Origin of the sequence: Planomicrobium sp. CPCC 101110, assembly GCF_007859395.1 — a bacterium.
Classification (GTDB): domain Bacteria; phylum Bacillota; class Bacilli; order Bacillales_A; family Planococcaceae; genus Planococcus.
Map to the genome: position 1 here is coordinate 25,561 of NZ_VOHD01000003.1, position 21,890 is coordinate 47,450.

Here is a 21,890-nt window from a genome sequence, read left to right on the forward strand (position 1 = left end):
CTCATATCATGGCACTTCTACCGTTTGTTGCGGAAGAAAGATAAGATTAAAACACAAGAAGGCCGGGAAACCGGTCTTCTTTTTTATTCGCGTTTTTATGAAGAGAAGGCAGTTGTCCGCCGTCGGCTTTTTTGTTCACGTTCCCCAATCATGTTACAATTGGAAGGATGAAATAAACCCGAAAGAAGGGGAAAAATAGTCGAATGCAAAATCAACAAACAAGACAACTTACTAACGGTGCGATGATGGCGGCAGTATTTACTGTATTGCTGGCAATTTCAGTATATGTGCCTCTGTTGAATGTCATCACCACCTTATTCTTGGGATTGCCGATTGCTTGGTACAGCGCAAAATATCCATGGAGGCCCAGTTTGCTTTTAGCAGTCGTCAGCTTGGTCCTATCGTTTATCGTGGGCGGTCTTTTATCTCTGCCGCTGGCGCTTGTCTACGTGCCGCTCGGGGTTTCGATCGGTCTTTCCATTCATTACGGGAAAAGCAAACTATTCATGTTTTTATGTGCAGGAATTGTCCTGCTCATTTCGACCATGCTGCAGTATATGGCATCAATCGTACTGTTTGGCATCAATGTACTGGAAGAATCCATTACAATGATGCAGCAGTCGTATGCGCGGGCTGGGGATTTGCTTGGGCGCTTGGGCGCTACCGCGGATCAAATGGAACAATACAACAAAGCGGTCAGCGACATGGAATTTTTAGTGGAAACACTGCTGCCTACTTTGCTCGTCGCTTCTGTCTTCCTTCTCGTTTGGCTGATGTTGTTGTTCTATTTGCCGGTGTTAAAGCGGCTTGGTACGGCGGTGCCGAAATTTCCGCCTTTTCGGGATATGAAACTGCCGAAAAGTGTATTATGGTATTACTTAATCGTATTGCTGGCTTCCATGCTGTCTGATTTCCAGCCTGGAACGATGGCTTATATGATCTTTATCAATGCGTCCGTGCTGCTTCAAATGCTGTTATTCCTGCAAGGGGTATCGTTTTACCACTTTTACATCAAGCAGGAAGGCTGGCCGAAGTGGGTGGCGGTTATCGTTACCTTCCTTGCTTTGCCGCTGCAATCGTTTACGAGCATAGTCGGAATCGTGGATCTCGGATTTGATATCCGGGGGTGGGTTAAGCGGGCACACGAGTTTAAAGGAAAATGAGGAGCTGAAGAATAATGTCGGCTTTTTTTAGAAAGAGGAAACTTCGATATCCGCTTATTGCGCTATTGCTGCTGGGCTTAGCCGCAGCGATTCTGATTTCAAGCAGGTCGGAATGGATAGCGGGAATTTTTGTCCTGCTGTTTGGCATCGCTTTTGCCGCTGCGTGGGTGATAGAGAAGAAGACTTATGAAGCGACTGAGCAGCATATTGAGACGCTGTCCTACCGGATGAAAAAAGTCGGAGAAGAAGCGTTGCTTGAAATGCCAATCGGAATTTTACTGGTAAATGAAGAATTTGATATTGAATGGGCCAACCCGTATATGACGTCTACATTGGAGTATGACTCACTGATCGGCGAATCCTTGTTTTCTTTATCGGAAGATTTTCTTCCTTTGACAACATCCAATGAAGCAACAGAGACCACTATCACATTGGGCGACCGCAAATATCGGGTCTATTATAGAGTGAACGACCGGCTGTTTTACTTGTTCGATATTACAGAACAAGTGGAAATCGAAACTTTGTATTATGCAGACCGGACAGTGATCGGGATTTTGTTTATCGACAACTATGATGAATTGTCGCAGGGAATGGATGACCAGACCCGCAGCAATCTGAATAGCCTGGTGACATCTTTGATCAACGACTGGGGAGCAAAGCATGGGATTTTCGTTAAGCGTGTTCAATCAGACCGCTTTATGGCGATTTTCAACGAGTCCATTTTGAAAGAGCTGGAAAAATCAAAATTTGCGATTTTAGATGATATCCGCGAAGTGACGTCAAAAGACAACTTGGCGCTGACGCTAAGCATCGGTGTGGGAGCGGGATCTGCTTCTCTCGTTGAACTTGGCAGCATGGCGCAGTCCGGCCTTGACCTAGTTCTCGGCCGAGGCGGCGACCAAGTGGCGATCAAAAACCCAAGCGGCAAAGTGAAATTCTATGGCGGCAAGACGAACCCGGTCGAAAAACGGACACGGGTTCGGGCACGCGTTATCTCGCACGCATTGCGAGACTTGATCCAGGAAAGTGACCAAGTGTTCATCATGGGCCATAAAATGCCCGATATGGATGCGATTGGAGCTGCGGTCGGTGTAGCGAAAATGGCTGCAATGAACAAAGTAAAAGGCAGCATCGTGCTGGATTTCGACGAATACGACCGCAGCGTCATGCGCTTGATGAAAGAAATTGAAGAAGATGAAGTTTTGTTCAATCAATTCATCACACCGGAAGAAGCGATTGCCACAATGACCGACAATTCGCTGTTAGTCATTGTGGATACCCACAAACCGTCCATGGTCATTGATGAACGGCTGCTTCAGCGAATGGAGCGGGTGGTCATCATCGACCATCACCGAAGAGGCGAAGAATTCATCACCAATACGATGCTGGTTTACATGGAACCGTACGCTTCCTCGACGGCCGAACTTGTGACTGAATTGATCGAATATCAGCCGAAACATGAAAAGTTGTCGATGCTTGAAGCGACCGCCATGCTTGCCGGAATCATTGTCGATACAAAAAGCTTTACACTTCGCACCGGGGCTCGTACATTTGAAGCAGCTTCCTATTTACGGGCAAACGGAGCCGATACAGTTCTTGTTCAACGATTGCTGAAAGAAGATATGGAAACGTATTTAGAACGCGCGAAAATCGTTGAAACGGTCGAATTCGTGGCCGATGGCATCGCTATTGCCAAAGGCGAACCCGGAAAAATTTACAGCCCTGTGCTGATTGCACAAACGGCCGATATTTTACTGACGATGAAAGACGTCAACGCTTCTTTCGTTATTGCAGAACGCGGGGAAAATGGCGTCGGCATCAGCGCCCGTTCGCTTGGAGAAGTGAATGTTCAGCTAATTATGGAAAACCTTGGCGGCGGTGGCCATTTAACAAATGCCGCAACGCAATTATCGGATGCAACGGTCCAAGAAGCCGTTGAACTTCTAAAAAATGCTATTGAGGAACATTATGAAGGGGGACAAACCGAATGAAAGTTATATTTTTGAAAGATGTAAAAGGCAGAGGCAAAAAAGGCGAAATCAAAAACGTGGCGGATGGCTATGCACACAACTTCTTGTTGAAAAACAACTATGCCATTGAAGCCAACCAAGCAGCTATCAGCCAGTTGGACGGACAGAAGAAAAAAGAGCAAAAGCTGTCTGAACAGGAATTGCAGGAAGCGAAAGGACTGAAAGACAAGCTTGAAGCTTTGACAGTTGAACTGAAAGCAAAATCAGGCGAAGGCGGCCGGTTGTTCGGTTCGATTACGACAAAGCAAGTGGCAAACGAATTGGAGAAAAAGCACGGCATCAAAATCGATAAACGCAAAATGGAGCTGGATGACGCCATCCGCTCACTGGGTTACACGAATATTCCGGTGAAAATCCACCAAGAAGTAACAGCTACGCTCAAAGTCCACGTAACTGAAGAAGCGTAAGGAGATGCACCGATGAACGAAACAATAGATCGAGTTCCTCCGCATAACCAAGAAGCCGAACAATCGGTTATTGGGGCCATCTTTTTAGAACCGCAGTCGCTGATTACCGTAGCGGAAATCGTCATGCCGGAAGATTTTTATCGCATTGCGCACCAAAAAATCTTCCAGACGATGCTGACGCTGTCAGACCACGGAAAAGCGATTGACGTGGTAACGGTGACCGAAGAGCTGTCTGTGAAAAAAGAGCTGGAAGATGTCGGCGGATTGTCTTATTTGATGGAAATTGCCAATGCTGTGCCTACTGCGGCAAACGTTGCGCATTATGCCCATATCGTGGAAGAAAAGGCGCTTTTGCGCCGGCTCATCCGTGTGGCAACGTCAATTGTGGAAGACGGCTTTACGCGTGAAGATGAAGTAGGCGCATTGCTCGTTGAAGCAGAGAAGAAGATGATGGAAGTATCAAACCGGAAAAATGCCGGTGACTTTATCCATATTAAAGATGTATTGGTCAAAACGTATGATAATATCGAGTTGTTGCACACACGAAAAGGGGACGTTACAGGAATTCCAACAGGTTTCCGGGACCTTGATAAGATGACGGCAGGGTTCCAGCGAAACGATTTGATTATCGTAGCGGCGCGGCCTTCTGTCGGTAAGACTGCATTCGCCTTGAACGTCGCCCAGAACGTGGCGACACGGGCAGATGAAAACGTCGCGATCTTCAGTCTGGAGATGGGGGCGGAGCAGCTGGTCATGCGGATGCTTTGTGCCGAAGGAAACATCGATGCACAAATCATGCGGACCGGGGCGCTTCAAAACGAAGACTGGCGGAAATTGACGATGGCAATGGGGAGCCTCTCCAATGCGGGAATTTTCATTGATGATACGCCAGGGATCCGGGTCAATGACATCCGGGCAAAATGCCGGCGCCTGAAGCAAGAGCATGGCCTTGGGATGATCATGATCGATTATTTGCAGTTGATCCAAGGACCAGGGCGCGCAGGAGAAAACCGCCAGCAGGAAGTATCGGATATTTCCCGTTCTTTAAAAGGATTGGCGCGTGAACTGGAAGTTCCGGTTATCGCTTTGTCTCAGTTATCCCGGGGTGTGGAACAGCGCCAGGATAAACGGCCGATGATGTCGGATTTGCGGGAATCCGGAAGTATCGAGCAGGACGCCGATATCGTTTCTTTCCTATACCGTGAAGATTACTACGACAAAGAAACCGAAGACCAGAACGTGATTGAGATCATCATAGCGAAACAGCGTAACGGCCCAACCGGTACTGTAAAACTGGCTTTCGTAAAAGAATACAACAAATTCGTCACCATCGACTGGAGCCAGCACGAAGGTGGAGACGGATACTAAACACGAACGTTTAATGTGAAAACACATTTTTACGTTCGTGTTTTCTTTTGATTTTGATTGACTGAAGCGCTTTTCATTGATACAATTAACACGGTTTGAGATAGGGCATATGCCTAACGGAGGTGCGGACGATGACATCAATCGTAGTAGTAGGAACGCAATGGGGAGACGAAGGAAAAGGGAAAATCACCGATTTTCTATCTGAGCACGCAGAAGTGATTGCGCGCTACCAAGGCGGGAACAACGCCGGCCATACTATTATTTTCGGCGGAGAAACGTATAAACTGCATTTGATTCCTTCGGGGATTTTTTATAAAGACAAAATTTCAGTGATCGGCAACGGCATGGTCGTGGACCCGAAAGCGCTTGTAAAAGAACTAAAAGGTTTGCACGCACGCGGCATCACGACAGAAAACTTGCGCATTTCCAACCGTGCGCACGTCATATTGCCATACCATATCAAACAGGATGAAGTGGAAGAAGCGCGCCGCGGCGCAAATAAGATCGGTACCACTGGAAAAGGCATCGGGCCAGCCTACATGGATAAAGCAGCGCGTGTCGGCATCCGTATGGCGGACTTGTTGGACCATGAAGTATTCGAAGAGAAGCTTCGCATGAACTTGAATGAAAAAAACCGCATGTTCGAAAAGTTTTATGAAACAGACGGATTTACGGTTGAAGAAATCATGGAAGAGTATTATTCATATGGCCAGGAAATTGCGCAGTATGTTACCGATACTTCAAAAGTGTTGAACGACGCTGTAGACAATGGACGCCGTGTGCTGTTTGAAGGCGCCCAAGGGGTCATGCTTGATATCGACCAAGGTACATATCCATTCGTTACTTCATCCAACCCGGTAGCTGGCGGCGTTACAATCGGTGCTGGAGTAGGGCCAACCGCTATCCAACACGTTATCGGTGTATGTAAAGCCTACACTTCCCGCGTTGGTGACGGACCGTTCCCGACCGAGCTGTTTGATGAAGTCGGAAACAAAATCCGTGAAGTCGGAAAAGAATATGGAACGACAACAGGACGCCCGCGCCGCATCGGCTGGTTTGACAGCGTCGTGGTGCGCCACGCAAGACGCGTCAGCGGCTTGACTGACTTGACTGTCAACTCGATTGACGTATTGACAGGCCTTGAAACGGTGAAGATCTGTACGGCTTACCGCTACCAAGGGGAACTGATCACGGAATACCCGGCGAACTTGCGCATGCTGGCGGATTGCGAACCGGTATATGAAGAGCTTCCAGGCTGGACAGAAGATGTGACAGGATGCAAATCATTGGATGAACTTCCTGTAAATGCCCGCCACTATTTGGAGCGCATTGCACAACTTACTGGCGTGCAAATCTCCATCTTCTCAGTAGGGCCTGACCGCAACCAAACGAACATCGTCACAAGCGTTTGGCGATAAGTAAAGTTAACAAAAAAGCTGAAACCGTTATAGCGGTTTCAGCTTTTTTGCTTGTTGGGGAATTCTTTAGAGGCGCCAAGGGACGAAAGTTATTATTCTGCAAATCAGCTGCGGCTTTCTGGCAATTCTTTTTCTTTGTATAGGATACTGCAACAAAACCGCCACATTTCAAACGCTGTTCCTAATGGAAATATGACAAATATGACAGAAGACAAGCTTGTTTTTAAAGCTTAACAGAAGCGGAAACAGAAATTTTAGGCCTTTGAATGGACAGCAATCTTGTGTTATCCCGACTGAATAGAAATTATTGCCTCCAATAATACGGTTTCTTTACGAATAGCGAGTGCAAGCTGATTCGAAATGGGAACGTGTTAGAGTAGGAAAGGTTATCCGAAAAAGAGGCTTTAAGAGCGGCGCTGCCGCAATTACGGAAGGGGTCACAAAAGAAGCAATGAACTACTTTGACAAAACGGGCATGCCTTTCAGCAGCTCGCTCATTTTGAAAGCGGCCATAGTATTTGTTTTGCTGTTGGCAAGCTTTACTGTCCACCCAGCATCTGCCAAACCGACAAACGAAGATGAGTTGAAAACCATCTTTCATTTATATAATAGCGGCGATTATATCGGCGCTGTGTCACATGAGGAATCGGTCGACTTGTTGATCGAAGAGAAAATTGAAAAAGTGGACGTTCCGGTAGAGAACTTGAATCTTCAGCCAAGTGAAGATTTCAACATTATAGAGGAACGTGTTTTTGAATCGGCTGTCCCGAATGAACAGGAAACAATAGTGCAGCTCAACCAGCACTTGGCCATTAAAGCGGCATCATTCGCCCTTGCGGTCAATGATGAAATTGCAGTCTATTTGAAGGACCAGAAAGCTTATGATGAGACCGTCCGCCAATTGAAGCTGGCGTTTGTTTCTCCAGAAGAGCTTGAAGCATGGGAAGCCGCCCAGGACTCCACTGAAACACTTCCCGAATTGAAAGCGGGAGAGACGCGTGTAACCGGTTTGGCGTTCGGCGAAAAAATTTCCGGCTATTCGCTGCAGGCGGCGCCGGAGCAAGTGATGGCTGTCGAACAAGCGGTCGAGTTCCTGTTGAATGAACGGGGAGTAAACGTCCATGTCAGCAAAGAACAGAAAATCGAAGAAGTTTACAAGCACGATACCGCTGAAAAAGAAGATGGGAACCTTTATATTGGCGAGTCAAAAGTCAAAGTGGAAGGCAAAGACGGCAAGAAAGAATTGACGTTTGCGATTCGGGAAGAAAACGGCCAAGAAGTGGAACGGCAAGAAACCGCTATGGAAATCACCGAAAAACCGGTCGGCGAAGTGGTCTTGAAAGGAACAAAAGAACTGCCATCTGTAGGCACCGGGAAATTCGAATGGCCAGCGGAAGGCGGCTATATTTCCAGCAAGAGAGGAAAGCGCTGGGGACGCTGGCACAACGGCATTGATATTGCCCGTCCTGAAGGATTTGCCATCAAAGCGGCAGACCACGGCATTGTCAAAGCAGCAGGCCCAGCAGGCACGCTTGGCAACCGGGTCATCATCGACCACCAAAACGGCTATGAAACAATCTACGGCCATTTGAAGTCGATTGATGTCAAGAAAGGGCAAAAGGTCCAAGCGGGAACAAAATTAGGGAAGATGGGGTCTACCGGCCGTTCAACCGGCGTCCATCTGCATTTTGAAATTTCATTGGACGGGAAAACGAAAAATCCTCTGCGTTATATCAAATGAAGAAATAGGAGACTGGCCTTATTCGGGGTTGGTCTCTTTTCCATTTCCCCCTTATTTCCCGGGAAATACCTTGAAAAGAGTAAGAGATGCGAAACAGCCTCAACAGTGATAAAGTATAGGGAGATATGAATAAGAAACGGGTAGAATTTCGTGCCGGAAAAGGCCGGGAAATAGAGGGGAGAATAACGATGAGCAAAACGATTTTAGTTGTAGACGATGAAAAGCCGATTGCAGATATTCTGCAATTTAACTTGAAAAAAGAAGGTTTCGATGTGGTATGTGCCTATGATGGAGATGAAGCCATCAAATTGGCCGGAGAAATTCTGCCGGATCTCATGCTGCTTGATATCATGCTGCCGAATCGCGACGGCATGGAAGTATGCCGCGAAATCCGCAAAAAGTTCGATTTTCCGATCATTATGCTGACTGCGAAAGATTCGGAGATCGATAAAGTGCTGGGCCTTGAGCTTGGCGCCGATGATTATGTCACCAAACCATTCTCAACGCGGGAATTGATTGCGCGGGTAAAAGCGAACTTGCGCCGTCAAAGCGTTGTGCCGACGGAAGACGAAAGCCCTCAATCGAATGAAATCCAAGTAGGCTCTTTAACGATTCAGCCCGATGCTTACATGGTCTTGAAACGCGAAGAAACCATTGAATTGACCCATCGTGAATTTGAATTGCTCCATTATCTTGGGAAGCACATCGGCCAAGTGATGACACGTGAACATTTGCTGCAGACGGTGTGGGGCTATGATTATTTCGGGGACGTACGTACAGTGGATGTGACAATTCGCCGCTTGCGCGAAAAAATCGAAGACAACCCAAGCCATCCGACGTGGATTGTGACACGCCGCGGTGTAGGGTATTATTTGCGAAATCCTGAACAGGAGTAGGATAAATGCAGAAAGTTAGTTTTTTTAAATCGATTCACGTGAAATTTGTGCTGATTTACATCTTGCTGATTGTTTTGGCGATGCAGATAATCGGCCTTTATTTTGCGCAGCAACTTGAAGAAACGCTTAGTGAGAACTTTCAAAATTCCATCGAAGACCGCATGAACATCATCGAATTCAGCGTCCGGGAAGAAATGGTCAGAAACCGGACCGATGAGGATTTGACTTTGGAACAAAGCCTTCGTTCTGTCTTGAATGGGTTTCAATCGGATGATGTCAATGAAATACGGGTGATCGATTCCCGGTATAACATATTGGCGTCTTCTGAGGCCGACAACCAAGTCCTGGTCGGCCAGCGCTCAACGCATGAATTGGTGAGGCAGTCGACGACCGAGGAAAAAGTGAAGGAAAGAACGTATGTCACCAAGGACCGGCCGAACGACCGGGTATGGGTCCGTGTCCAGCCGATCAAAGCGGCTGGCGGTGAACTGCTCGGTACTCTTTATAGCGAAGCGGTCATTGAAAATGTTTACGACCAAATGGATGAAATCAATTCCATTTTGGCCGGCGGTACAGCCATCTCGCTGTTGATAACTGCCATATTAGGGGTATTGGTGGCACAAACCATTTCCCGGCCGATATCGGATATGCGGAAACAAGCGCAAGCCATGGCGAAAGGCAATTTCTCCAGGAAAGTGCGGGTTTACGGAGATGATGAAATAGGCCAGTTGGCAAGGGCTTTCAATCATTTGACCAACCGATTGCAGGAATCCCAGCAGTCAACGGAAAGTGAACGGCGCAAGCTGGCGTCCATTTTATCGAATATGACGGATGGCGTTCTATCGACCGACCGAAGAGGGCGCGTTATCCTGATCAATGACCCAGCGCTCCGGCTATTGGATGTTTCACGTGAAACGGTCATCAACCGCCCGCTGACAATGGTGCTGGGCCTGGATTCAGAATATACGTTTGAAGATTTGATTCACCTGAAAGAAACGATAACGCTCGATTTCAGTACGAAAGATCAAACCACCTTGCTGCGGACCAGTTTTTCGGTCATCCAAAAAGAAACGGGCTTTGTAAACGGCCTGATTGCCGTTTTGCACGATAATACAGAGCAGGAAAAAATCGATATGGAGCGCCGGGAATTTGTGGCGAACGTTTCCCATGAATTGCGGACGCCGCTGACGACGATGCGCAGTTATTTGGAAGCTCTTGCTGAAGGCGCTTGGCAAGACCCGGATCTTGCACCGAACTTTTTGAACGTGACACAGACAGAGACCGAGCGGATGATCCGACTTGTCAACGATTTGCTCAAGCTGTCCAAAATGGATTCCAGTGAAACCGAGATGAACAAAGAAATCATTGAGTTCAACCGATTCTTCAACCGGATCATCGACCGCTTTGAGATGTCGAAATCGCAAAATGTCCATTTCGAGCGGCATTTGCCGGAGGAACAGTATTTTGTTGAGATTGATCCGGATAAATTGACGCAAGTAATCGACAACATCATTTCCAATGCCTTGAAATATTCGCCTGAAGGCGGAACCATCCGTTTCGCGATGACGGTGGAAGAAGGGGCGCTGCAAATCCGGATCAGCGACCAGGGAATGGGTATACCGAAAGAAAATATCGAACGGATTTTCGACCGTTTCTACCGTGTGGACCGGGCGCGTTCCCGCGAAATGGGCGGCACCGGACTCGGGTTGGCCATTTCAAAAGAAATGATCCACGCACACGGTGGCTCTATCTGGGCGAAGAGCGCCTATGGAAGAGGGACAACAATCTTCTTCACATTGCCTTTTGAAATAGACGATGGAGGTGAGTGGGAATGAAATACGTTGAACAAGTAAAATCGGTTGTTTTGTTTTTGCTTATTCTTCTCAGTTTCGCTTTGACTTTTACCATCTGGACGTTTACCCCTTCGTTTGACCTGATTGAAACGACACCCGCAGTGGATGTTTCAATCGGGGACAAACGGACCGTCGAACAAGTGGTCCGGCCGACTAAAGTGCTGTACCACCAAGAAGATAAAGTAACTGGGACCACCAACCGAAAAGGCATTGATCCGCTTCTCACTTCGATGAAGTTGTGGCAAATCCATGATGTGACGGAAAAGGAAAAAAAGGCATCGGCGAACACACTGCAGTCCTATATGCACCAGCCGAACCGGGTAATTTTATATTATCCGGGAAGTGTGCCTTTGCCGGTATTCGATGCAATGGTGAATATTACAGATGAGACGATTCCGGAAGCTTCGTTTGACCGGGTTGTCATAGAAATGGCCACTATTGAACAGACCCAGATCAAGATCTATTTTATCAATTCGGTCTCTGGAAGGGTCCATGAAGGAAGTGTATCGGTAAGCGAAGTGGGCCAGTTTGAAACCGACGTTTTGGACAGAGCAAAAGATGTATATGTCACGAACGACGACATTGGTGAGTTGCCGATTTACGTGCCGGAAAAAGCGATGAACAAAGTGGTATATCCTTATCTTTTGGAAGAAGTGACGCATGAAAACTTCCGTTCCGCTTTGTTTGAAAATCCATCCAATGTGAATTCATCCGGCGATGCGACAAATGAAAAATATACGGATGACACGGGCGCAATCATGCGTTTTGACGACAACCGGAAAAGTTTGAGCTATGTCAAACCAAGAGCCGAAACATCAGATCCGGGAATTCCATCGGAACTGATTTTCAGCACGATTGATTACGTCAACGACCACGGAGGCTGGACCAACGAATACCGGTTTTTTGGCATTGAACCGCTCACGCAGCAAGTTTATTACCGGTTATTTTTAGATAACTTGCCGGTATTCAGTACATCAACGGCCACGGAATTGGAACTGAAATGGGGCATGATTGACGGAACCGAGCAAGTTTTCCGTTATATCCGGCCATACTATGTATTGCAGTCGACGGCGCAGACCAGCACAGAAATGCTTGAACCGGGGACGGCTGCACTAGACGCCATCAGCCGCCTGAGTGAAAAAGAACGGAAAAAAGTGACGGACATTTCGCCGGTTTACGAATTGACGCAGACGGGCGAGAAGCTGATCACTTTCCAAGCGGCTTGGTATTACAAAATAGAAGGAACTTGGCTAAAGCTTTCCGAAGAAGCGCTAGGAGGTGGGAAAGTTGGATTGGAGTAAAACCAAAACCATTTTCATCATCGTCTTTTCCATTTTGAATGTCTTTTTGTATTCTTTGTACTTGGACCGTTATACGGAGTATGAAAAAGTAGAAGTTCTTGGGAACGACTCTTCGTCAGTTGAAGAAAAGCTCAAGGAAGATAACATTTCCTACGGCAATCTTCCGGAATCCGTTGAACCCGAACCTTATATCAATGCCCAGATGAACGAATTCGAAAGCAGTGAGATCCCCGCTGGCAATCAGCAGGGGCGCATCATTGGAGAAAATCTTCTGCGTGTGGATTTCAGGCAGCCGATGCCTTTAGGGGCTGAAGCGAACGGAAAAACTTTGACGGCTTTTGTTGAAGAGAACATTGACCAAGGGGAAGCTTATGTTTTTTGGGAGATGAACCAAGCTGAAAACAAAGCCGTCTTTTTTCAAAAGGTCAACGGAAAGACCCTTTACTATAGCGACAATGGCCGCTTGACGCTTTTCTGGAATGATGAAGGCGAAGTGACAGGATTCGAACAAACAATCTATGAAAACGTGGAATTGGGCGAACAGCCGAAGGAATTGATTCCTCCGATCCAAGCGATTTACACGCTTTACACAAGAGGGGTCCTGCCGGCGAATTCAACGATTGATTCCACGGAAATCGGGTATTCGGTGTATGTCCAGGTTTCTGAAAACGCCCGCATGTTCCTGCCTACATGGCGCATAAGCGCAACACTTGCAGATGGCACGAAAGAAGAGTATTTTATAAATGCGGTAAACAACGGCATCGTTGAATTAGAGGCGGAAGAAGCAGTAAAATAAGGAGTTTTTTATATGCGTTTTAGTGTATTAGCAAGCGGCTCAAGCGGCAATGCTATTTATATAGAGAATGACCAGCACTCGTTTTTGGTGGATGTGGGTTTGAGCGGCCGCAAAATGGAGGAGCTGTTTGCATCCATCGGCAAAAAGATGAGCAGCCTGGATGGCATTCTTGTGACTCACGAGCACAGTGACCACATCAAAGGAATCGGCATTGTGGCACGCAAATACAACGTGCCCATTTATGCCAATGAAAAAACATGGGCGGCTATGGACGGGCTTGTAGGTGCCGTTCCGGTGGAGCAGCGATTTCATTTTCCGATGGATACGGTGAAGACATTCGGTTCCATTGACATCGAATCGTTTGCGGTGTCCCATGATGCGGCTGACCCAATGTTTTATGTATTCCATGAAAACGGCCGCAAGCTGGCGCTTATCACGGATACGGGGTATGTCAGCGACCGGATGAAAGGCGTTATCCAGGCAGCGGATTCATTCGTTTTTGAAAGCAACCACGATGTGGGCATGCTGCAGATGGGCCGGTACCCGTGGTCGGTTAAACGGCGCATTTTGAGCGATGTCGGACACGTGTCGAATGAAGATGCGGCGGTGGCGATGAGTGAAGTGATGGCTGAAAAGCCGACGCGCATTTATTTGTCGCATTTGAGCAAAGACAACAATATGAAGGATTTGGCGCGCATGAGCGTGGAGCAGACGCTGCAGACAAAAGGCATCATTGTCGGGGAATATGTCGATTTGCTCGATACGGACGCCAATGTGCCGACGCCTTTGGTGACAGTTTAGAGGTTGAAGAAATCGCTCCAGGCGGACGCTTTCCGCGGACTGACTGCCGAGCCTCCTCGCGCTGCGCACTGCGGGGTCTTGGCAGTCAGTTTTTCCGCTGGAGTCGCCGCCCTCCGCTCTTTCTTTTAAGAGTATTAGGGGAATTCCAGCTGCATGCTATTTAGAAGAATAATCAATAAAAATCAGCCGGAGCATTTTGCTTCCGGTTTTTTCTTTTGTCTAAGTTCACAGAATTGTCGGGCTGTTGGTTGATTAGCGCTGTTGGAATACGGTTATATATAGGTAAAGACAATGGGAGGATGAAGTGTATGGGATATTATAATGATCCGCCGCCCAGCCGCAGCAGGAGATCGGGCCGGGCGGGGACGTTTTTAGCCGCTATTGCCGGAGTTTTAGTTGGGGCGCTGGTCGTGTGGCTGTTATTTTCTTCAGTGCCGGGACTGGCTCCTGGAAACAATACAGCGACAGAGACGGCAGCTGGAAATACGGAAGGCGCTGCCAGTTCAAATTCCGTCAGCATCTCCACTGATGTAACGGAAGCCGTTGACATAGCAGCGGATGCAGTAGTCGGAATAACGAATCTTCAGGAGTCCTCAAATTTCTGGAATGGTTCCCAAGGGCAAGACCAGCAGCAGGAGCAGGCTGTTGGAACAGGATCGGGTGTAATATATAAAAATGAAGGCGGCCGTGCTTTTGTGGTGACCAACCATCACGTAGTGGATGGCGCCAATGCGCTTGAAGTTACAATGTCGGATGGCACTAAAGTCGAAGCGGAACTTGTCGGCAGCGATATTTGGACGGATCTTGCAGTATTGGAAATGGACGGAGCAGGTGTTGAAAAAACGGTTGAATTTGGCGATTCGGATGCATTGAAGCAAGGGGAAACGGTCATTGCCATCGGCAGTCCGCTGGGCCTTGAATTCTCAGGATCGGTGACCGCAGGGGTTGTCTCTGGCACTGACCGGGCTGTACCGGTAGATTTGAACGGGGATGGGCAGGAAGACTGGCAAGCAGAAGTATTGCAGACAGATGCCGCCATCAATCCAGGAAACAGCGGTGGTGCACTTATCAACCTGGCCGGCCAGCTGATTGGCATCAATTCGATGAAGATTGCGACAGACGCCGTTGAAGGCATCGGTTTTTCGATTCCGATCAATTCGGCGATGCCTGTTATCAATTCCCTTGAAACCACTGGTGAAATGGTGCGTCCGGCAATGGGCGTAACACTTGTCGATTTGATTCAAGTACCGCAAAGGGAGCGTCAGGAGACGCTGAACCTTCCTGAAGACGTGAAGACCGGTGTAGTGGTAGATACAGTCGTAGAAGGCTCAGCAGCCGCACAGGCAGGCATGGAGCAATATGATGTGATTGTCGAGATGGACGGCCAGCCGGTCGGCGATATCATCGAGCTGCGCCAGCATCTTTACAACGAGAAAAAGATCGGTGATACGATGACGGTGAAAGCTTACCGGGACGGCGAGGAAATGACGTTCGAACTGAAGCTTGTTGATAACTCGGAGATTTGATGTTGGAGACTTGAAAGCATCTGCTTTCAAGTTTTTTTATTTAATGGGAAGCAAGTTGAATCGTTTTATATCAAAGTTGTGATTCTATAATTGAATCCCATCCTCAGAGCCCTTTTACAAATATAAAAGAATGGAAAGAGAGTTTTCGCTAAGCCCTTCAGTGGCAGGAAAAAAAAGGAGTTGTCTCGAATCAGTTAAGCGACTTTAATTTTTGGCTGAGGAGGGAAAAGATGTACAGAACGGTGGAAGACTTTTTGGGGCACTGGAAACAGGAAGCGGCGATGACGGTGCAGGTGTTTGAGATGCTGACGGATGAATCGCTGAACCAGCAGATCACATTACAAAACCGGACGCTGGGGCGCCTCGGCTGGCATTTGACGACGACACTTGGGGAGATGATGGGCCACGCAGGACTGGAATTTGAAGCGACGCCGGATGATTTGCCTGTGCCGAACTCTGCGAAAGAGATCGCGGATGCGTACCGCAGGTCCAGTGATGCAATGGTAAAGGCAATAGAGGAACAGTGGACGGATGCTACATTACAGGAAGAGCGGAACATGTATGGCGACAATTGGACTGTTGCACAAGTCATGACCGGGTTGGTGCTGCACCAGACCCACCACCGGGGACAAATGACGGTGCTTATGCGCCAAGCCGGATTGAAAGTTCCGGGTCTTTACGGTCCGGCAATGGAAGATTGGGCGGCAATGGGAGCACCGGTTCCAGAAGTGTAAAAAGGAAGAGCTGAAAACCTAAGAGGGTTTTCAGCTCTTTTTCTATGTAAAAAAAGTGTGAAATATTATTTGAAAATGAAAATAGATTTTTAGCTTGAAAGAGTGGATTGTTCGGAAAAACAGAAAAAAGGGTGTGGATAACTTTATATAGATTTAAGAGTTATTCGTTATCCACAGACCCTGAAAAGCTTTTCTTTCCGCTACTCTTTTCTTCTGTTAAAATGAGTTGTGGATAAAAAGAAAAAAATTGTGCATAACCTTGTGGAATATTCGGAATTTGGAAGGGGGAGGAAAAATGATAATAAATTGCTGTAAAACCCACGTGGAGCACGCTTTGGACGTGTTTGTAGCGGAAACAAAAAGCTATCCTATTCTTACAGAATTGTCAGACGAAAAAAAGTTATCCACAAAGTGTGATTACTGCGAAGAAGCTGCATTGTATCTTGTGGCAAATGAATGAGTGGGCACAAGATGTAGGAAAGTATGTGGATATGTTGATAACATTTGGGGATAACTTGTTTGTAAAGGGAATGTAAAAGGGGGATAAGTTGTGAATATCTCAATTATCAGTGTTGGGAAGCTAAAAGAGAAATACTTGAAATCAGGAATTGAAGAATACACAAAACGACTTGGAAGCTATGCGAAAATGAACGAAGTGGAAGTGCCAGATGAAAAAGCACCGGAACAATTAAGCGATGCTGACATGGAAATTGTCAAAAAGAAAGAAGGCGACCGCATCCTCGCAAAAATTCCCCAGGATGCGTATGTCATCGCCCTTGCCATCGACGGCAAGATGAAAACATCCGAGCAGCTGGCAAAAGACATGGAATCCCTCATGACTTACGGCCGCAGCAAAGTGGTCTTCGTCATCGGCGGATCACTTGGTTTGCATGATGAAGTGTTGAAGCGGGCAGATGAGAAATTGTCGTTTTCCAAGATGACATTTCCCCACCAGCTGATGAAGCTGATCTTGGTGGAGCAGGTTTATCGGGCTTTTCGGATTATGAAGGGCGAACCGTATCATAAGTAAATGAGGTTTATACTATTAAATAAACTCTAACTTATACATGATTTGTCCAAATCCTAAAGACACTCTAGTTATTAAACCGAATTCAAATGTTTTCTTTACACCGATAAATCAAATTAATTCAGTTATTAAAACTATCCAAAGGGAAACAGGTTTTAATCATTTGGATTTGCTAAACATTGGTCTAAATTCCGTTATTCTAATTGAATACATCCTTGGTAAGGCCATCGCGCCTATTAGGATAACCCGATCAATGAAACGATTGGACCGATTTTCCTTTTTTTTAAAAGCTTTATAATGATAAAAGATGGATTTTAGTTGGTATTTTCACTTAAGGCGTTTTTATCTATCGGGTTAAGAGAAAGCTTGAAGTATAGAAGACGGGACGGGAATTGAATGAAAAAAATTGGATTTGATTCGGAGAAATATTTGCAAGAACAATCTGCCTATATCCTAGAACGGGTGCAGCAGTATGATAAACTTTACTTGGAATTTGGCGGAAAATTGATAGGCGACAAACATGCAAAGCGTGTCTTGCCTGGATTTGATGAAGATGCCAAAATCAAATTATTGCATACGCTGAAAGAAAATGCGGAAATCATCATCTGTGTGTACGCTGGAGACATCGAACGGAACAAAGTCCGTGAAGATTACGGCATCACTTATGACCAAGATGTCTTGCGCTTAATCGATGAATATCGGGCGTATGGCATTTCTGTCAACAGTGTCTTGATCACTCGTTACCACGGACAACCAACAGTCAAAGTATTTATGACAAAGCTTGAGAGAAGCGGAATCAGCGTCTGTATGCACCGCGAAATCGAAGGTTACCCCACAAACGTGGACGCGGTCCTTGGGGAAGAGGGATTTGCGACGAATCCCTATATTAAAACGACAAAGCCAATCGTGGTCGTAACGGCACCTGGTCCAGGCAGCGGGAAGCTTGCCACCTGCCTTAACCAAATGTACCATGAGAATAAACTGGGGAATAAAGTCGGCTATGCCAAGTTTGAGACTTTTCCGGTTTGGAACTTGCCGTTAAAGCACCCGGTAAACATCGCTTATGAAGCGGCTACCGTCGATTTGAAAGACGTTAATATGATTGACAATTATCACTATGAAGCATACGGGAAAGTAGCAATCAATTACAATCGTGATATTGAGACGTTCCCTGTCATCAAACGGATTATTGAAAGGATTACTGGTAAAGAGTCTGTTTACAGCTCACCGACTGATATGGGTGTTAATCGTCTGAAATCAGGCATTACCGACGATATGGTCGTGCAGGAAGCTGCCAAGCAGGAAATTATTCGGCGCAGTTTCGTCGTAGAGAACGACTATAAAAAAGGGCTTGCCGATGAAGATAGTGTACGCCACATGCAAGTGATTCTTGAAGAGACTGACTTAAAGAAAGAGGATCGGGCACCTGTATTGCCGGCCCGTAATTATGCGAAAGCGATTCAAGAAAGTATGGACAGCACGAATTTACAAGCCATAATTGCGATAGAACTGCCAAATGGTGAGATGATCACCGGTCGAACGACAACTTTGATGGATGCTTCGGCAGCCGCAATTCTGAATGGGTTGAAGAAATTGACCAATATTTCCGATGAAATTAATTTGTTGTCGCCGATGATTTTACAAACGATTCAACGGTTGAAAACCGATGATTTGAACAGCCGAGTCCCGACGTTAAGCGCCAATGAAGTGCTGATTGCACTGGCAATCAGTGCAGTCACCAACCCTACTTCTGAGCTGGCTTATAAGCAACTGCCAAATTTAAAAGATACACAAGCGCATTCCACGGTTATATTGAATAGAGAAAACGAGCAGACCTTTAAGAAGCTTGGAATCGACATCACCAATGATCCGGTATATCCAACGGAGAACCTGTATTACAATTAGGTTTTGAAAACGTCTGCCTTTTTCTTCTTACATAGAAGCCTAGGGCAGATGTTTTTTCGTTTATAGAGTTTACTAAAAAGGTGTAGTCTTCTAATTAGAAGACTACACCTTTTTAGATTAATGGATTAACTGCCGGAATGTCTGTGCAAACACTAATCTTATGGATCTTGCCATAAAACAAGCAATATTGACAGGGTTTAATCTTTGGAAATACTCTCATCAAGACCTCGAAGAAACGTTAGAACAGCTTTTTAAGTTGGCTGAGCAATTTGATATTCGGCCAACAATTGATTCGACGCTCCCACTTAATAAAAATAAAACCGCCTATAAAGTAACCGCAGTGAACCAATCGTACCTAAATAAAAAAGAAAGATAGAAGTCTGCTATTGCGCTAGTTGATTGTTGAATGTATTTACGCCGGCTTCCGCAACTTGAACATCATTAGGCACTGAACTTCCACTGACGCCTATTGCTCCGACTACTTTTCCCTCAACGAGAAGGGGGATCCCTCCACCAAAGACGACAAGGCGTCCATTATTGGTCGTATTTAATCCGAAAAGTTCAGCTGCAGGAACTGTTGCATCAGCCAAGGCTGCTGTAGGCATTTTCAAAGCTACGGCTGTCCATGCTTTATTTTGGGCAATATCAATACTCGCAAGCCAAGCATCATCCATCCGGTGAATTGCAATCAGATTTCCGCCATCATCTACAACCGTAATAACCATGGCAACGCCAAGATTTTTTGCTTCTTCTTCCGCACCCGCAATTAGTTCTTTTGCTAAATCTAACGTAATTTTATACATAAGAACAAACCTCCTTTTCTAATGAGCACATAGAAAATACCTTGCTTATTTAAAAACTCCATGGGGATCAATGACAAACTTCTTGGAAGCTCCCTGATCAAATTCAGCATAAGCCCCAGGTGCCTGATCCAACGAAATCACTGTGGCATTTACCGCTTTGGCAATCTGTGCTTTTCCGCTTAAGATCGACATCATTAAGTCGCGGTGGTACCTCATGACTGGTGTTTGGCCCGTTACAAAAGTATGTGCTTTTGCCCAGCCAAGCCCTAAGCGCACTTTTAAGGTTCCGATTTTCGCATCTTCATCAACAGCGCCTGGATCACCCGTTACATAAAGTCCCGGTATGCCAAGACGGCCGCCTGCGCGAGTAACTTGCATAATGGAGTTCAGCACAATAGCGGGTGCTTCACCAGCTCCTTCGCCATGTCCACTAGCTTCAAAGCCAACGCAGTCAATAGCGCAATCAACCTCTGGCACACCCAAGATTTGAGCAATTTGCTCCCCGAGATCCGGGTGTTCCCTTAGGTTTACGGTTTCACAGCCGAAGCTTCTGGCTTGTGCAAGGCGTTCGCCATTCAAATCACCCACAATTACAACAGATGCTCCTAGAAGCTGGGCGGAGTGGGCAGCGGCTAAACCTACAGGACCGGCCCCCGCAACATAGACGGTAGATCCCGGTTTGACACCAGCACTCACTGCACCATGATAACCCGTTGGAAAAATATCAGAAAGCATCGTCAAATCGAGTATTTTTTCCATTGCCTGATCTTTATCCGGAAATTTCAGCAGCTGGAAATCTGCATAAGGGACCATTACATATTCCGATTGGCCGCCGACCCATCCCCCCATGTCCACATAGCCATAAGCAGATCCGGGACGATCCGGATTTACATTCTCGCAAATATGGGTATCACGCTCTTTACAACTGCGGCAGCGGCCGCAGGCAATATTAAATGGTACAGAGACCAGATCTCCTTTTTTGATGAATTCAACATCGCGGCCGACTTCAATGACTTCGCCTGTAATTTCATGGCCTAGGACGAGCCCTTCAGGAGCTGTGGTGCGTCCGCGCACCATATGTTGGTCACTTCCGCAAATATTCGTTGTAACGATTTTCACAATTACCCCGTGTTCACATTTACGTCCTACATTTAAAGGGTTTACCCCAGGGCCGTCCCTGATGATTAATTCAGGATAACTAATATCTTCAACCGTTACAGTTCCTGCACCTCTGTATACAACCGCTCTGTTTCCTGCCATTCCTGTCATCTCCTATCCTGTTTTTTTCAAATACAAGATCTGATCTTTATGCCCATCCTGCTTTAAAGATGGAAAGCGAAACAACTAAAGGGGCAATAGAATTATTCATTATATTCTGTATATTCTAAAATATAATTCTTTTCATTGGAAGAAGGCACTTTTTTGTGAGAAGGTTACCAAAAGGATAGTTTTAAGCGCCATAAGGAAAGGGGAAGTCCGATGGATGACTTACGGACAGAAATAAAAAGGAAAATTAAAAGCGGCGAATTTAATTGTGAAAAAGAATTGACCTTATCTCTTATTAGCGGAAAATGGAAAATCGTAATTATTTACCATTTAGCAACAGAGGGTGTTTTACGATTTAGTGATATTAACCGATTGCTCCCAAAAATTACACATAAGGTATTAACCACTCAAATTAGAGAGTTAGAAGAGGATGGGATTGTCCATCGGAAAGTATTTCCAGAGGTTCCGCCGAGAGTAGAATATTCTTTAACAAACTTAGGGGAAAGCCTAATGCCGATCGTTCTGATGATGTACGAATGGGGAAAGGAAAATATAAAATACTACACTATTACCAAAAATGTATGAGGATTCCTGCAAGGGAATCCTCTTTTGTTTATAGAAGTATTTGCTAATTCGTGAAGGATGGACTGAAAGAGCTCATTTAAATATGCTTCGGTGAACCTTACCGTAGATGAATAAAGTTCTCATAAAAATATTCTTTTAATAATAAGCAAAGAGTTGTGTTCCTTTCTTCACCTAAAACATTGCTATAATAAAAGAGTGTCAAAAGCTGCACGCTAGCTTTAGATGCTCTTTTTTTTGTGCATCGCACGGATTTTACTTAGCCAGGGAGTT

Annotated in this window: 19 protein-coding genes; 17 read left to right on the plus strand and 2 right to left on the minus strand. The window is 46.1% G+C overall.

The genetic code is table 11. The annotated features are described in order from the left end of the window. Window positions 1-203 precede the first annotated feature (203 nt). From FQV30_RS00425 to FQV30_RS00500, 16 genes are all read left to right on the plus strand, one after another. Window positions 204-1,163 carry a YybS family protein gene (locus tag FQV30_RS00425; protein WP_146498179.1) on the plus strand — a complete coding sequence of 320 codons (960 nt, stop codon included), beginning with the start codon at window positions 204-206 and terminating at the stop codon, window positions 1,161-1,163. Between the two features lie 14 nt (window positions 1,164-1,177). Beyond that, window positions 1,178-3,154: a DHH family phosphoesterase gene (locus tag FQV30_RS00430; protein ID WP_146498180.1), complete on the plus strand. Its 1,977-nt coding sequence runs from the start codon at window positions 1,178-1,180 to the stop codon at window positions 3,152-3,154. Beyond that, window positions 3,151-3,600 (plus strand): 50S ribosomal protein L9, encoded by a 450-nt coding sequence (rplI, locus tag FQV30_RS00435; protein ID WP_146498181.1) that lies wholly within the window; start codon window positions 3,151-3,153, stop codon window positions 3,598-3,600. Before FQV30_RS00430 ends, rplI begins: the two co-directional genes overlap by 4 nt. A 12-nt stretch (window positions 3,601-3,612) precedes the next feature. Beyond that, window positions 3,613-4,968, plus strand: a complete 1,356-nt coding sequence (gene dnaB / locus FQV30_RS00440; protein WP_146498182.1) for a replicative DNA helicase — start codon at window positions 3,613-3,615, stop codon at window positions 4,966-4,968. Window positions 4,969-5,099: 131 nt separating this feature from the next. After that, window positions 5,100-6,386 (plus strand): adenylosuccinate synthase, encoded by a 1,287-nt coding sequence (locus FQV30_RS00445; RefSeq protein WP_146498183.1) that lies wholly within the window; start codon window positions 5,100-5,102, stop codon window positions 6,384-6,386. Between the two features lie 451 nt (window positions 6,387-6,837). After that, the gene (locus FQV30_RS00450) at window positions 6,838-8,127 is read left to right on the plus strand and encodes a M23 family metallopeptidase (RefSeq protein ID WP_146498184.1); all 1,290 of its coding nucleotides are present in this window, start codon (window positions 6,838-6,840) and stop codon (window positions 8,125-8,127) included. A gap of 188 nt (window positions 8,128-8,315) precedes the next feature. Next, window positions 8,316-9,023, plus strand: coding sequence for a response regulator YycF (yycF, locus tag FQV30_RS00455; protein WP_146498185.1), 708 nt, complete (start codon window positions 8,316-8,318; stop codon window positions 9,021-9,023). Window positions 9,024-9,028: 5 nt separating this feature from the next. Next, window positions 9,029-10,858 (plus strand): cell wall metabolism sensor histidine kinase WalK, encoded by a 1,830-nt coding sequence (gene walK, locus FQV30_RS00460; RefSeq protein ID WP_146498186.1) that lies wholly within the window; start codon window positions 9,029-9,031, stop codon window positions 10,856-10,858. After that, window positions 10,855-12,177, plus strand: a complete 1,323-nt coding sequence (locus FQV30_RS00465; protein ID WP_146498187.1) for a YycH family regulatory protein — start codon at window positions 10,855-10,857, stop codon at window positions 12,175-12,177. Before walK ends, FQV30_RS00465 begins: the two co-directional genes overlap by 4 nt. After that, the gene (locus FQV30_RS00470; RefSeq protein WP_255473269.1) at window positions 12,155-12,973 is read left to right on the plus strand and encodes a two-component system regulatory protein YycI; all 819 of its coding nucleotides are present in this window, start codon (window positions 12,155-12,157) and stop codon (window positions 12,971-12,973) included. Before FQV30_RS00465 ends, FQV30_RS00470 begins: the two co-directional genes overlap by 23 nt. A gap of 12 nt (window positions 12,974-12,985) precedes the next feature. After that, window positions 12,986-13,774 carry an MBL fold metallo-hydrolase gene (locus FQV30_RS00475; protein WP_146498189.1) on the plus strand — a complete coding sequence of 263 codons (789 nt, stop codon included), beginning with the start codon at window positions 12,986-12,988 and terminating at the stop codon, window positions 13,772-13,774. A 308-nt stretch (window positions 13,775-14,082) separates the two neighbouring features. After that, entirely contained in the window at window positions 14,083-15,300 is a 1,218-nt protein-coding gene (locus FQV30_RS00480; RefSeq protein WP_146498190.1) for a S1C family serine protease, read from the plus strand. A gap of 230 nt (window positions 15,301-15,530) precedes the next feature. Next, complete coding sequence (locus FQV30_RS00485) at window positions 15,531-16,034, plus strand: DinB family protein (RefSeq protein ID WP_146498191.1); 504 nt, start codon at window positions 15,531-15,533, stop codon at window positions 16,032-16,034. A 295-nt stretch (window positions 16,035-16,329) separates the two neighbouring features. Further along, a complete protein-coding gene (locus FQV30_RS00490; protein ID WP_146498192.1) occupies window positions 16,330-16,494 on the plus strand; it encodes a CxxH/CxxC protein in 165 nt (54 codons plus the stop codon). A 90-nt stretch (window positions 16,495-16,584) separates the two neighbouring features. Further along, window positions 16,585-17,064, plus strand: coding sequence for a 23S rRNA (pseudouridine(1915)-N(3))-methyltransferase RlmH (gene rlmH, locus FQV30_RS00495; protein WP_146498193.1), 480 nt, complete (start codon window positions 16,585-16,587; stop codon window positions 17,062-17,064). Window positions 17,065-17,457: 393 nt separating this feature from the next. Then, window positions 17,458-18,966 carry a DUF1846 domain-containing protein gene (locus FQV30_RS00500; protein WP_146498194.1) on the plus strand — a complete coding sequence of 503 codons (1,509 nt, stop codon included), beginning with the start codon at window positions 17,458-17,460 and terminating at the stop codon, window positions 18,964-18,966. Window positions 18,967-19,349: 383 nt separating this feature from the next. Here FQV30_RS00500 and FQV30_RS00505 read toward each other — a convergent pair whose 3' ends face one another. Continuing rightward, window positions 19,350-19,769 (minus strand): GlcG/HbpS family heme-binding protein, encoded by a 420-nt coding sequence (locus FQV30_RS00505; protein WP_146498195.1) that lies wholly within the window; start codon window positions 19,767-19,769, stop codon window positions 19,350-19,352. Window positions 19,770-19,814: 45 nt separating this feature from the next. Further along, the gene (gene fdhA, locus FQV30_RS00510; RefSeq protein WP_146498196.1) at window positions 19,815-21,029 is read right to left on the minus strand and encodes a formaldehyde dehydrogenase, glutathione-independent; all 1,215 of its coding nucleotides are present in this window, start codon (window positions 21,027-21,029) and stop codon (window positions 19,815-19,817) included. 219 nt (window positions 21,030-21,248) lie between these two features. Between fdhA and FQV30_RS00515 the strand changes: the two genes are divergently transcribed. Then, window positions 21,249-21,620: a winged helix-turn-helix transcriptional regulator gene (locus tag FQV30_RS00515; protein WP_146498197.1), complete on the plus strand. Its 372-nt coding sequence runs from the start codon at window positions 21,249-21,251 to the stop codon at window positions 21,618-21,620. Window positions 21,621-21,890: the final 270 nt, after the last annotated feature.